The following is a 12,745-nucleotide window of genomic DNA, read 5'->3' as shown; positions in this document are numbered from 1 at the left end:
TAAGGCTCGAAGAGCCTTCCGCAAGAGCGCGTCTCCTGCGGAGCCGATCGCAGCCTGCGGCAGCGGCTACAGGTTCAGCCCGCCATTTTCGTGAGCCCATGACATGCCCGCACTCACCACCTACACCACCCGCATCAGCCCCGACTGGGTCGATTACAACGGCCACCTGCGGGACGCCTTCTACCTGCTGATTTTCAGCTACGCCACCGACGCCCTGATGGACCGGCTGGGCATGGACAGCAACCACCGCGAAGCCAGCGGCAACTCGCTGTTCACCCTGGAGCTGCACCTCAATTACCTGCATGAAGTGAAGCTCGATACCGAGGTCGAAGTGCACACCCAGATCATCGGCCACGACCGCAAGCGCCTGCACCTGTACCACAGCCTGCACAAGGTCGGTGACAACCTGGAACTGGCCGGCAACGAGCAGATGCTGCTCCACGTCGACCTCGCCGGCCCGCGCTCGGCGCCGTTCAGCGAGCCGGTGCTGAACAGGCTACGAGACATCGCCGCCGGGCAGGCCGACCTCCCCGCCCCCGCCTGGATCGGCCGGGTGATTGCCCTGCCGCCGGAAAAATAACCACCCATAAGAAAGGACCGCACCGTGAATACCTCCACCGCTTTTGCCGACTTCCGCAGTTACCCGTTGATCAGCGCGTTGACCGCCGTACAAGCCCTGGCGGACCGTGTTCAGGTGCAGTGGGCCGACGGTCGTTCGAGCCCCTTTCATCATCAGTGGCTGCGCGACAACTGCCCCTGCGCGCACTGCGTGTACAGCGTGACCCGCGAGCAGGTGCTGGAGATCGTCGACGTCGCCGAAGACCTGGCCCCGGCCGCCAGCCGGATCGACGCCCAGGGCTGCCTGAGCATCGACTGGCAGGACGGCCACCTCAGCCGCTTCGATCCGGGCTGGCTGCGGGCCCACGCCTACGACGATGAAAGCCGCGCCGAGCGCCGCGCGCGTCGCCCGCACAGCCAACTGTGGGACAGTCGGCTGCAACTGCCGGTGTTCGAGTACCAGGCGCTGATGGAGGATTCCCAGGCGCTGCTGCAATGGCTGCTGGCGGTGCGCGATATCGGCCTGACGCAAGTCCGTGGGGTGCCCACCGCACCGGGGTCGCTGGCCCAGGTCGCCAAGCGCATTGCCTTTATTCGCGAGAGCAATTTCGGCGTGTTGTTCAACGTGCAATCCAAGGCCGACGCCGACAGCAACGCCTACACCGCCTTCAACCTGCCGCTGCACACCGACCTGCCGACCCGCGAGCTGCAACCGGGCCTGCAGTTCCTGCATTGCCTGGTGAACGACGCCGAAGGCGGCGAAAGCATCTTTGTCGACGGCTTTGCCATCGCCGACGCCTTGCGCCGCGAAGACCCCCAGGCGTTTCGCGCGCTGTGCGAGATTCCCGTGGAGTTTCGCAACAAGGACCGCCACAGCGACTACCGCTGCCTGGCGCCGGTGATCGCCCTGGGTGCGCTGGGCGAGGTCACGGAGATCCGCATGGCCAACTTCCTGTGCGGGCCGTTCGAGGCCTCGGTGGACGACATGCCCCGGCTCTACCGCGCTTATCGACGTTTTATCGCCATGACCCGCGAGCCGCGCTTTCGCCTGATCCAGCGCCTCAACCCGGGCGAGCTGTGGTGCTTCGACAACCGCCGCACCCTGCACGCGCGCAACGCCTTCGACCCCGCAACCGGCGCGCGGCATTTCCAGGGTTGCTACATCGACCGCGACGAGTTGCTGTCGCGGATCCTGGTGTTGCAGCGCTAGACCGCGTCGCGTCAATCGCGAGCAAGCTCGCTCCTACAGAGGCGATGTCGTACCCAGCATCGTGCTACGACGCGAACCTGTAGGAGCGAGCTTGCTCGCGAAAAAATCTCCCAGGCAGCACCTTTTTCCCAGACAAAAAAAGACCCCGATCAAGCCGTGACAGGATCGGGGCAGAGGAGGTTTTCTGAGGAGCCGACACGAGGGTGACCAAACCTTCGATGACCGAGCTGGAATCCAGTGTGCCCAGTCGCCTTCAAGCCAAGTTAGCCGAAAACGACCTGTTCATAGGCATCCCGGCCATTGCGACAATTCGCCCTTGCCGACTGTCCGGGTGGCTACCAGAATCGGCTCACGACCACGCTCCCTGAACAAGGATAAGAGTCATGATGCACGCGGATCTGATTGACCAGGACGACCTGCTCGGCCAGCTGAGGGCCCTGGGTTTTGAAATGCCGGCCGGCGCCACGGCCGACCAGGCCTGCGAGTGTGCGGTGCGCGGCTTGAGCGATGCCCGGGCCAAGGCCCTCAAGGGCATGGTCGAGCAGATGCTGACCGGCAATGCCACCATCCTGCCAGCCGTGCGCCAGGCTATCGACAAACAACTGTTGCCGGCCCTGGCCCAATTCCAGAACAGCCGCGCCTGAGCCTTCGCCGGGCGCGGATCGCGGAGTAGAGTGCGGTGCCTGCAAGCCAAGGAGCCGCCCCCATGATTCGAATCGAACCCTGCCAGTCAGCCCATCAAGCGGGCTGGCTGTCATTGCGCCAGGCGCTGTGGCCCGACTGTCCGGCCGAGGAACACCGGGACGAAATCGCCCGCTTGCTGGACGACCCGCGGCGTTATATCAACCTGCTCGCTTATACCGCCGATGGGCAGCCAGTAGGGTTGGCCGAGGCTTCGTTGCGCCACGACTACGTGAACGGCACCGAGCATTCGCCGGTGGTGTTTCTGGAGGGGTTGTACGTCAGCGCCGAACAGCGGCGCCAGGGCATTGCCGAACGACTGGTCGATGCCGTCGCCCAATGGGGACGGGATCAGGGCTGCGTGGAAATGGCTTCGGATACCGGCCTGGAAAACCTGGTGAGCCAGACCGTGCACAAAGCGCTCGGTTTCGAGGAAACCGAGCGCGTCGTGTACTTCAGGAAAAGCCTGTGATTACAGCCTGACGCTGGCGAAGGTCGATTCGTTGCGCGCCTGGCTCAGCGAGGACATCGGGCCAGCCAGCACCAGCGCCTGCGGAATCGGCATCATCGCCACCTGTTGGGCGGTGTTGGAGCCCACGCGTTCGTCACGCGGTGGAATGCCGAAGTACTCGCGGTAGCACTTGGAGAAGTGCGGCGTGGAGACAAAACCGCAGACCGAAGCCACTTCGATGATCGACATCGGCGTCTGCTTGAGCAGCTGGCGGGCGCGGATCAGGCGCAGCTTCAGGTAGTAGCGCGATGGCGAGCAGTGCAGGTATTTCTGGAACAGCCGCTCCAGCTGGCGACGGGATACCGAAACGTAGACCGCCAGTTCGTCGAGGTCGATCGGCTCTTCCAGGTTGGCTTCCATCAGCGCGACGATTTCCTGCAGTTTCGGCTGGTTGGTGCCGAGCATGTGCTTGAGCGGCACGCGCTGGTGATCCTGCTCGTTGCGGATACGTTCGTAGACGAACATTTCCGAGATCGCCGCCGACAGTTCACGGCCGTGATCGCGGCTGATCAGGTGCAGCATCATGTCCAACGGCGCGGTGCCGCCGGAACTGGTGAAGCGATTGCGGTCGAGGGTGAACAGGCGGGTGCTCATGGCCACCCGCGGGAAGGCTTCCTGCATCGAGGCCAGGCATTCCCAGTGCACGCTGCAATCGAAGCCGTCGAGCAGGCCGGCGCAGGCCAGGGCCCAGCTGCCGGTGCAGACCGCGCCGAGGCGACGGGACTGGCGCGCCTGGCTTTGCAGCCAGGACACATGTTCGCGGGTCACGGTGCGCTGAATGCCGATGCCGCCGCAGACGATCACGGTGTCCAGGGCCGGGGCTTTGTGCATGGAGGCGTCGGGGGTGATCTGCAGGCCATCACTGGCCCAGACCTGGCCGCCGTCGACGCTGAGGGTGGTCCAGCGATATAGCTCGCGGCCGGACAACTGGTTGGCCATGCGCAGCGGCTCGACCGCGGACGCCAGGGAAATCAGCGTGAAATTGTCCAGCAGCAAAAAGCCGATGGATTGAGGCGCACGGTTCTGGGGTTGAGCCCCGGAGTTGAACGTCGTCATCGCGGTATCTCCTCACACAAAGCAGGTGATGGCCTCAGGCGGAGGCTCTTGTTATTGCCATCATTCTCACGCGGGAGACGGGCTTTGTGATGACAGAGCAATTGCCATGCCTAAAATTGAATGGCCATTCAATAACTCCTGAAAACGACGTCGCGATGCGTCTATATAAGCCGTGCGCAATGTGCGGGTTATCAGTGCCGAATCGGCCGTGGAGGGCCCTGGGCCGGTGGCTGTGAGCAAATCGGTAGCACTTGTGGGAACGGCGAGAAACGTCCCGGGAAAAGAGTGTCACCGCAAGCACAGATGGGCGCTCAGCCGAGGTCAGCGAAAAACCTGACCGATGGGCCTTGGGACTTACCTGTTTGCGACGCTCCAAAAGGTGGCGTGGGCGTCGCGAGGTGTTCAATTTATGAGCAGAACCCGGCTGACCTGACGGATGAATTCTACTTGTGGTTGGCGGTAAAAAGCCTGACTTCATCGCGAGCAAGCTCGCCCCTACAGGAGAACGCAGCACCTTGTAGGAGCGAGCTTGCCCGCGATGGACTGCGCAGCAGTCCCGCTGTTAAAGCATCAACACTCCACAGCGCTGACCGCCAAGCCACCGCGGGATGTCTCCTTGTATTTGTCGTGCATGTCGGCGCCGGTATCGCGCATGGTGCGGATCACCCGGTCCAGGGAAATGAAGTGCTGGCCGTCGCCGCGCAGGGCCATTTGCGCGGCGTTGATGGCCTTCACCGCGGCAATCGCGTTGCGCTCGATGCACGGCACCTGTACCAGGCCGCCGACCGGGTCGCAGGTCAGGCCAAGGTTATGCTCCAGGCCGATTTCCGCGGCGTTGCACAGTTGCTCCGGCGACGCCCCGAGAATCTCCGCCAGACCAGCGGCGGCCATGGCGCAGGCCGAGCCCACCTCGCCCTGGCAGCCGACTTCGGCGCCGGAGATCGAGGCGTTTTTCTTGCAGAGGATGCCCACCGCCGCCGCGCCGAGGAAAAAGTCCACCACGTTGGCGTCGGTGACGTCCTCGCTGAAGCGCATGAAGTAATGCAGCACCGCCGGGATGATCCCCGCCGCGCCGTTGGTCGGCGCCGTCACCATGCGTCCGCCGGCGGCGTTTTCCTCGTTCACCGCCAGGGCGAACAGGTTGACCCACTCCATGGCGCTCAGGGTCGAGCCGATCACATTGGGTTTGTTCAATTCCTGCAGGCTGCGGTGCAGCTTGGCCGCGCGGCGCCGCACATTGAGCCCGCCGGGCAGGATGCCTTCGTGTTTCAGGCCCTGCTCGACGCAATCCTGCATGGCCTGCCAGAGCTTCATCAGGCCGGCGCGGATCTCCTCCTCTGAACGCCAGACCTTCTCGTTGGCCATCATCAGTTCGGCCACCCGCAGGTTGTGCTTCTGGCACAGGCTCAGCAGTTCCACGGCGCTGGAGAAGTCATAGGGCAATTCGGTGCGATCCAGGTCCACCACGCCGCTGCTGGCCTGGGCCTCGTCGACGACAAAACCGCCGCCCACGGAATAATAGGTATCGCGGTGCAGCTCCCCGGACTCGCCTTCGGCCACCAGGGTCATGGCGTTGGGATGGAACGGCAGGTTCTCGTCGATCAGCAGCATGTCGCGCGCCCAGACGAAGGGAATCGGCAGGCGGTTGTCGAGCAGCAGGGTATTGGTTTCGCGCAGGGTCTCAATGCGACAGCCGATCTGCGACGGATCGATCGCATCCGGCCATTCGCCCATCAGCCCCATGATCACCGCGTTGTCGCTGCCGTGGCCGATGCCGGTGGCCGACAGCGAACCGTAGAGCCGTACCTCGATGCGGCGCACCTGCTCCAGCAGGTCTTTCTCGCGCAGGGCCTGGACGAACAGCGCCGCGGCACGCATGGGCCCGACGGTGTGAGAACTGGAGGGGCCGATGCCGATTTTGAACAGATCGAAAACACTGATAGCCATGACTGCGAAACTCCTCGATGAGCACACGCCGGGCGCCAAAACGCCCGGTGGCGAAGCTGCTACGCTCAAGCAGTAATCCGCCGAGATACGCGCATCATCAGGCTTTTGCAGTGTCGTTCGACGTCTCACACCGACTCACTCATGCCCACCAACGCCGTGGCCCGCCGACCTCCGGTTTCGGCCGTTTTTTTGCGGTTCAGATGGGCAAAAAGTGCTGAAAAAAGCTGTAAGCGACCTCACCGACACTGGATGCGACCCTCCCTGTACTGGATACGACGCACCCTGTAGGCGTCAGATTTTCACTGGTACATGATCAGTCTCGACTCGATTGCAAGGCACTGTGGTAGAGCTGTCCCACTCGCCCCAACCGCAACACTTATAAGTGCGGTCAGATACACCGCCAGAAAACACCCAGGAGTCCACCCCATGAAAGGTTCCCCGTCGTTGTTGTTGTTGGCCGCCATGCTGAGTCTGCCGCTTCTGGCGCACGCCGCAGAACCGGCGCAATGCAGCACCGTAAACTTCTCCGATGTCGGCTGGACCGACATCACCGTCACCACCGCGACCACCAGCGTCGTTCTCGATGCCCTTGGCTACAAGACCAAGACCACGATGATTTCCGTGCCGGTGACCTACAAGTCCCTGGCCGATGGCAAGAACATGGATGTGTTCCTCGGTAACTGGATGCCGACCATGGAAAACGACATCAAGCCCTACCGCGATGCCGGCACCGTGGAAACCATCCGCGCCAACCTGGAGAATGCCAAGTACACCCTGGCGGTCCCGGAAGAGCTGTACAACAAGGGCCTGAAGGATTTCGCCGACATCGCCAAGTTCAAGAAAGAACTGGACGGCAAGATCTACGGCATCGAGCCGGGTAACGACGGCAACCGCATGATCCAGAGCATGATCGACAAGAACGCCTTCGGCCTCAAGGACGCCGGCTTCAAGGTGGTCGAGTCCAGCGAGGCGGGCATGCTGTCCCAGGTCGAGCGTGCGCAACGGCGCAGCACCGCGGTGGTGTTCCTGGGCTGGGAACCGCACCCGATGAACACCCGTTTCAAGATGAAGTACCTGACCGGCGGCGACGAGTTCTTCGGCCCCAACTACGGCCAGGCGACCATCTACACCAACACCCGCAAGGGCTACGCCGAGGAATGCAGCAACGTTGGTCAGTTGCTGAAGAATCTGTCGTTCACCCTGAACATGGAAAGCACCCTGATGGGTAACGTCCTGGACGACAAGATGAAGCCCGAGGCGGCCGCCAAGGCCTGGCTGAAGAAAAACCCCGAGGTACTCGATACCTGGCTCGCTGGCGTGACCACCATTGACGGAAAACCTGGCCTGGAGGCCGTGAAAGCCAAGCTTGCACAGTAAGTCGCTTATGCCGGGTGGGGTCGCCCGCCCGGGCTGTTTATTCCTTGCATGCGGACGTTCAATACCATGCTCATTGATCAGAAAATCCCTTTAGGCCAGTACATCGCTGCCTTCGTCGAATGGTTGACGCAACATGGCGCCAACACATTCGATGCGATCGCATCGACCCTGGAAACGATGATCCACGGCGTGACGTTTGCGCTGACCTGGTTCAACCCACTGGCCTTGATCGGCCTGATTGCCTTGCTGGCGCACATCATTCAACGCAAATGGGGCCTGACGGCCTTCGTCGTGCTGTCCTTCCTGCTGATTCTCAATCTGGGTTACTGGCAGGAAACCATGGAAACCCTGGCCCAGGTGCTGTTCGCCACCCTGGTCTGCGTGCTCATTGGCGTGCCGTTGGGCATCGTCGCCGCGCACAAGCCGATGTTCTACACCATGATGCGTCCGGTGCTCGATCTGATGCAGACCGTGCCGACCTTCGTTTACCTCATTCCTACCCTGACCCTGTTCGGTCTGGGCGTGGTACCAGGCCTGATTTCCACGGTGGTGTTCGCCATTGCCGCGCCGATCCGCCTGACCTACCTGGGCATCCGCGATGTACCACAAGAGTTGATGGACGCCGGCAAGGCCTTTGGCTGCTCCCGCCGTCAACTGTTGTCGCGTATCGAGCTGCCCCATGCCATGCCGAGCATCGCCGCCGGCATCACCCAGTGCATCATGCTGTCGTTGTCGATGGTGGTGATCGCGGCCCTGGTGGGCGCCGATGGCCTGGGCAAACCCGTGGTCAACGCACTGAACACCGCCGATATCGCCCTGGGCTTCGAAGCAGGCCTGGCAATCGTACTGCTGGCGATCATGCTCGACCGTATCTGCAAACAACCCGAAGCCAAAGTAGGGGGTGACGCATGAGCATAATCCGCTTCGATAACGTCGACGTTATCTTCTCCAAGGATCCACGCGAGGCGCTCAAGCTGCTGGATCAGGGCATGACCCGCAACGAGATCCTGAAAAAGACCGGCCAGATCGTCGGTGTGGAAAAGGCCAGCCTGGACATCGAGAAAGGCGAAATCTGCGTGCTGATGGGCCTCTCCGGCTCCGGCAAGTCGAGCCTGCTGCGCTGCATCAACGGCCTCAACACCGTGAGCCGCGGCAAGCTGTTCGTCGAGCATGACGGCAAGCAGATCGACATCGCCTCCTGCACCCCGGCGGAACTGAAGATGATGCGCACCAAGCGCATCGCCATGGTGTTCCAGAAGTTCGCCCTGATGCCCTGGCTGACCGTTCGCGAGAACATCAGCTTCGGTCTGGAAATGCAGGGCCGGCCGGAAAAGGAACGGCGCAAGCTGGTGGACGAGAAACTCGAGCTGGTGGGCCTGACCCAGTGGCGCAACAAGAAGCCCGACGAGCTGTCCGGCGGCATGCAGCAGCGTGTCGGCCTGGCCCGCGCCCTGGCGATGGACGCCGACATCCTGCTGATGGACGAACCCTTCTCCGCCCTCGACCCGCTGATCCGCCAGGGCCTGCAGGACGAACTGCTGGAGCTGCAACGCAAGCTGAGCAAGACCATCGTGTTCGTCAGCCATGACCTCGACGAGGCCCTGAAACTGGGCAGCCGCATCGCCATCATGAAAGACGGCCGGATCATCCAGTACAGCAAGCCGGAAGAAATCGTGCTGAACCCGGCGGACGACTATGTGCGCACCTTCGTCGCCCATACCAACCCGCTCAACGTGCTCTGCGGTCGCAGCCTGATGCGCACCCTGGACAACTGCAAACGCATCAACGGCTCGGTGTGCCTGGACCCGGGTGGCGACTCCTGGCTCGACCTGGCCGAGGGCAACACCATCAAGGGCGCACGCCAGAACGGCGCCAGCCTCGACCTGCAGAACTGGATCCCGGGCCAGGCGGTGGAAGGCCTGGGCCGCAAGCCGACCCTGGTCGACTCCAATATCGGCATGCGCGACGCCCTGCAGATCCGCTACCAGACCGGCAACAAGCTGGTGCTGCACGACAACAACAAGGTGGTGGGGATCCTCGGCGACAGCGAGCTCTACCACGCGCTGCTCGGCAAGAACCTGGGGTAACAGCGACACGCAGACAAAAACGCCGCGACATCGATCGCGGCGTTTTTGTTTTATCGGGAATAAAGAGTGCAGGTTTGCTCCCTGTTGCGGGAGCGGGTGTTGCGCTGGGTCAGGGATGGCGCTTCGCGAGCAAGCTCGCTCCTACAGGTCAAATGCAATCCTTGTAGGAGCGAGCTTGCTCGCGATACAGGCGACACGGTGTAACAGGGCTACACCGCGCCTCTCACGTCTTAGCTGTAGACCCGGCCAAGGAGCTGCCGATGGCTTTCGAACTGGTCGAGCACATCACGGGTGATCTGCTCCTGCGTGAAGCCCATCAAGTCGTATTCCTGACTGCCGTTGTGCAGGTAGACCTCGGCGCGGTAGTAGCGCGCACGCTCTTCGGGCGCATCGGCCGATTCGCTCGGCGCCGCCAGGTAGCCGTCCAGGCTCACTTCATAGACAAAAGGGTTGCCCTCTTCCATCTCGATCCGCACGCCCATGCAACGCTTGGACTTGCCCAGCAGGGTTTGCACATCCAGGCCCTGGTTGCGCAGCTGGGTCGCGGCCTCTTCCAGCGCCGGCGTCACGTGCTTGTCCATGAAACGCTGGACCACCGCCTGGGTCGGCTGCAGGTCAAGCTGGGTCAGGCGCTCGCTGAAACCACGACGGCCACGGGCCGCCAGTTCCGCCTGCTCCTGTTCGATCTGCGTGTCCTGGCGCATGGCCTTGTGCAGGCCGAACATAAAGCACACCAGCACCACCGAGAACGGCAGGCCGGCCAGCACCACCATGGTCTGCATGGCTTCGAAGTTACCAGCGAACAGCAGACCGACGGTCACCAGGGTGATCACCACCGACCAGAAGATCCGCAGCCAGTGCGGGGCGTCTTCATCGACGTTGCCGCCCTTGCAGGACAGGTTGGCCATCATCACCGCGCCGGAGTCGGCCGGGGTCAGGAACAGCACGAAGCCGACGAAAATCGACACGCCGATGACAATCTTCGACGCCGGGTAATGATCCAGCAGCTGGTAGATCGCCATGGACGGCTGTTCCAGCGCCGTCTTGCCGAGTTCCACCGCGCCATGGTTCATCACCAGGTCCAGGGCCGAGTTACCGAACACCGACAGCCAGGCCAGGGTGAAGCCCAGCGGAATCAGCAGCACGCCCGCCACCAGCTCGCGCACGGTACGGCCACGGGAAATACGCGCGATGAACATGCCCACGAATGGCGCCCAGGAAATCCACCAGGCCCAGTAGAACAGGGTCCACAGGCCCAGCCAGCGGTCGGACTTGGCGCTGTCGCCTTCGTACACATAGAGGTCGAAGGTCTTGAGCACCACACCGTTGAGGTAATCGCCGACGTTTTGCACGAAACCGTTAAGCAGGTGCAGGGTCGGACCAAACAGCAGCACGAAGATCAGCAGGCCGCTGAACAACACGATGTTCAGGTTGGACAGGCGGCGGATGCCGTTTTCCACACCCGATACCGCGGCAATGGTGGCCACGGTGCTCATGACGATGATCACGATCAGCAGGTTGGTGTTGCTGTGTTCCATGCCGAACAGGTTTTCCAGGCCGGAAGACACCTGCATCGAGCCGATGCCCAGGTTGGTCACCAGGCCCAGCAGGGTCACGAACATGCCGAAACCGTCCACCGCGTGGCCGGCCGCGCCTTTGACCCAGCGCTCGCCCACCAGCGGGTAAAGCGCCGATCGCAGCGCCAGCGGCTGGTTGTGGCGGTAGGCAAAGTAGGCCACGGCCAGGCCGACCAGGGCATAGATCGCCCAGCCGTGCAGGCCCCAGTGCAGGAACGTCAGCTGCAGCGCCGAACGCGCAGCCTGGTTGCTGCCCGGTACACCTTCAGGCGGATTGAAGTAGTGGTCCAGCGGTTCGGAGGCGCCGAAGTACAGCAGCGAAATGCCGATACCGGACGAAAACAGCATGCCGGCCCAGGCGCCATAGCTGAAATCCGGAGTGTCTTGCTTGGTTCCCAGCTTGAGTTTGCCGTAGGAGGAAAACGCCAGGCCGACGACGAAGACCAGGTAGGCGGCGATCACCACCATGTAGTACCAGCCGAAGCTGCGGGACAACCAGGCCTGGGCAATGCCGAGCAGTCTGCCGGCCTCTTGCGGGGCGATGATCAGAATGGCGGTCAGCAACAGGATCAGCGCGGTAGAGGTGTAGAACACCCAACCGTTGACCCGCACCTTTTCCGGTGGGGTCTTTATAAGAGAGGCAGAACTCATGGCACAGATGCTCCAGGCAGTGCGAGAGAAGAACACAAGGCAACACGGCACCCGACCAATCGGTTAGTTGGCAGCCGACCGACGGGTGATATAAAGACACCCCGAAAAAAGCCCGAACCCGCAGGGGTTGCGTTGAGAACCAGCGTCGAAGGCCTTGTGCAAACGTGCAGTTCGTCACCTGGCCTTAAGCGTCTTGCCCATTCAACACATCCGTCCTCACTGGTTCACGCCATGCCCCGCTTGGGTTTCAGGCTTTTTCGGAGGTCGCTTTTCCGCCATCTACACGCAGGAAGGACCTGGAGGCAGCGACGATTTGTCGCAGATCTTATTCTTTGTTGATTGAACGTTCAATCAAAACAAAATAGACTGGCCCTCACGCCGGTAGCCGTTTCACGACTGCCAGCAGGCCTAAGGAGATGTGCAAGATGCCCAAGGTCGGTATGCAACCCATACGCCGCCAGCAGTTGATCGAAGCCACGTTGCTGGCGGTCGATCAGGTCGGGATGGGGGACGCCAGCATTGCGCTGATCGCCCGTTTGGCCGGTGTCTCGAACGGCATCATCAGTCATTACTTTCAGGACAAGAACGGCCTGATCGCCGCCACGGCGCAGTATCTGATGAGTGTCCTCAGCGAGAACGTCACCGCGCGCCGTCAGGCGCTGGAGGACAGCAGCCCGCGGGCGCACCTCCAGGTGATCATCGAAGGCAACTTCGACGCCAGCCAGGTCAATGGCCCGGCAATGAAAACCTGGCTGGCCTTCTGGGCCACCAGCATGCACCACCCGTCTTTGCACAGGTTGCAGCGGATCAACGATCACCGCCTGTATTCCAACCTGTGCTGCCAGTTTCGCCGCGTCCTGCCGCTGGATGATGCACGCAGCGCAGCGCGAGGCCTGGCAGCCCTGATCGACGGTTTGTGGTTGCGCGGCGCGCTGTCGGGAGACTCTTTCGACACCGAGCAGGCGCACCGGATCGCTTACGAATACATGGATTTCCAACTGGCTAAGCAGGAGCGCTAGAGCACATTACAAGACGCTCGGCCCCCTGAACTGCCACTGACCAGCGCGCCCAGGCTACACGGCACGCCCAG

11 protein-coding genes are annotated in these 12,745 nt (G+C 62.2%); 8 read left to right on the top strand and 3 right to left on the bottom strand.

The annotated features are described in order from the left end of the window. The first annotated feature begins 103 nt into the window (after nt 1–103). The 4 genes from BMY68_RS17325 to aac(6') all read left to right on the top strand — a co-directional run bounded on the left by BMY68_RS17325 (nt 104) and on the right by aac(6') (nt 2,921). A complete protein-coding gene (locus tag BMY68_RS17325; RefSeq protein WP_085533057.1) occupies nt 104–580 on the top strand; it encodes a thioesterase family protein in 477 nt (158 codons plus the stop codon). 24 nt (nt 581–604) lie between these two features. Then, complete coding sequence (locus tag BMY68_RS17320; protein WP_085533055.1) at nt 605–1,768, top strand: gamma-butyrobetaine dioxygenase; 1,164 nt, start codon at nt 605–607, stop codon at nt 1,766–1,768. A 383-nt stretch (nt 1,769–2,151) separates the two neighbouring features. Then, on the top strand, nt 2,152–2,412 hold the full coding sequence (locus tag BMY68_RS17315; protein WP_007925996.1) for a hypothetical protein: 261 nt from the start codon (nt 2,152–2,154) through the stop codon (nt 2,410–2,412). A 62-nt stretch (nt 2,413–2,474) separates the two neighbouring features. After that, nucleotides 2,475–2,921, top strand: a complete 447-nt coding sequence (aac(6'), locus tag BMY68_RS17310) for an aminoglycoside 6'-N-acetyltransferase (protein WP_085533054.1) — start codon at nt 2,475–2,477, stop codon at nt 2,919–2,921. On the opposite strand, the gene BMY68_RS17305 is transcribed toward aac(6'), so the two are convergent. Together BMY68_RS17305 and BMY68_RS17300 are read right to left on the bottom strand one after the other, a co-directional pair. Then, a complete protein-coding gene (locus tag BMY68_RS17305; protein ID WP_009045963.1) occupies nt 2,922–4,016 on the bottom strand; it encodes a choline metabolism transcriptional regulator GbdR in 1,095 nt (364 codons plus the stop codon). Between the two features lie 570 nt (nt 4,017–4,586). Further along, complete coding sequence (locus BMY68_RS17300; RefSeq protein ID WP_085533052.1) at nt 4,587–5,963, bottom strand: L-serine ammonia-lyase; 1,377 nt, start codon at nt 5,961–5,963, stop codon at nt 4,587–4,589. 426 nt (nt 5,964–6,389) lie between these two features. On the opposite strand from BMY68_RS17300, the gene BMY68_RS17295 reads away from it, so the two are divergent. From BMY68_RS17295 to choV, 3 genes are all read left to right on the top strand, one after another. Beyond that, the gene (locus BMY68_RS17295; protein WP_085533050.1) at nt 6,390–7,340 is read left to right on the top strand and encodes a choline ABC transporter substrate-binding protein; all 951 of its coding nucleotides are present in this window, start codon (nt 6,390–6,392) and stop codon (nt 7,338–7,340) included. 66 nt (nt 7,341–7,406) lie between these two features. Then, nucleotides 7,407–8,252 (top strand): choline ABC transporter permease subunit, encoded by an 846-nt coding sequence (gene choW / locus BMY68_RS17290; RefSeq protein ID WP_007925985.1) that lies wholly within the window; start codon nt 7,407–7,409, stop codon nt 8,250–8,252. Then, the gene (gene choV, locus BMY68_RS17285) at nt 8,249–9,427 is read left to right on the top strand and encodes a choline ABC transporter ATP-binding protein (protein WP_009045965.1); all 1,179 of its coding nucleotides are present in this window, start codon (nt 8,249–8,251) and stop codon (nt 9,425–9,427) included. Before choW ends, choV begins: the two co-directional genes overlap by 4 nt. A gap of 230 nt (nt 9,428–9,657) precedes the next feature. Here the strand turns inward: choV and betT are convergent, their stop codons facing one another. Further along, nucleotides 9,658–11,655 (bottom strand): choline BCCT transporter BetT, encoded by a 1,998-nt coding sequence (betT, locus tag BMY68_RS17280; protein ID WP_007925980.1) that lies wholly within the window; start codon nt 11,653–11,655, stop codon nt 9,658–9,660. Nucleotides 11,656–12,080: 425 nt separating this feature from the next. Between betT and betI the strand changes: the two genes are divergently transcribed. Continuing rightward, nucleotides 12,081–12,674 (top strand): transcriptional regulator BetI, encoded by a 594-nt coding sequence (betI, locus tag BMY68_RS17275; protein WP_009045966.1) that lies wholly within the window; start codon nt 12,081–12,083, stop codon nt 12,672–12,674. Nucleotides 12,675–12,745 lie beyond the last annotated feature (71 nt).

The sequence above is a fragment of the Pseudomonas sp. NFACC41-3 genome (assembly GCF_900109505.1).
GTDB lineage: Bacteria > Pseudomonadota > Gammaproteobacteria > Pseudomonadales > Pseudomonadaceae > Aquipseudomonas > Aquipseudomonas chlororaphis.
This window is presented reverse-complemented; position numbering and strand designations above follow the sequence as displayed.

Excerpts from the sequence above, each read along its gene's own strand:
- BMY68_RS17325 (WP_085533057.1), top strand. The coding sequence starts at position 104 with ATGCCCGCACTCACCACCTACACCACCCGCATCAGCCCCGACTGGGTC.
- BMY68_RS17315 (WP_007925996.1), top strand. The coding sequence starts at position 2,152 with ATGATGCACGCGGATCTGATTGACCAGGACGACCTGCTCGGCCAGCTG.
- BMY68_RS17305 (WP_009045963.1), bottom strand. The coding sequence starts at position 4,016 with ATGACGACGTTCAACTCCGGGGCTCAACCCCAGAACCGTGCGCCTCAA.
- BMY68_RS17300 (WP_085533052.1), bottom strand. The coding sequence starts at position 5,963 with ATGGCTATCAGTGTTTTCGATCTGTTCAAAATCGGCATCGGCCCCTCC.
- BMY68_RS17295 (WP_085533050.1), top strand. The coding sequence starts at position 6,390 with ATGAAAGGTTCCCCGTCGTTGTTGTTGTTGGCCGCCATGCTGAGTCTG.
- choW (WP_007925985.1), top strand. The coding sequence starts at position 7,407 with ATGCTCATTGATCAGAAAATCCCTTTAGGCCAGTACATCGCTGCCTTC.
- choV (WP_009045965.1), top strand. The coding sequence starts at position 8,249 with ATGAGCATAATCCGCTTCGATAACGTCGACGTTATCTTCTCCAAGGAT.
- betT (WP_007925980.1), bottom strand. The coding sequence starts at position 11,655 with ATGAGTTCTGCCTCTCTTATAAAGACCCCACCGGAAAAGGTGCGGGTC.
- betI (WP_009045966.1), top strand. The coding sequence starts at position 12,081 with ATGCCCAAGGTCGGTATGCAACCCATACGCCGCCAGCAGTTGATCGAA.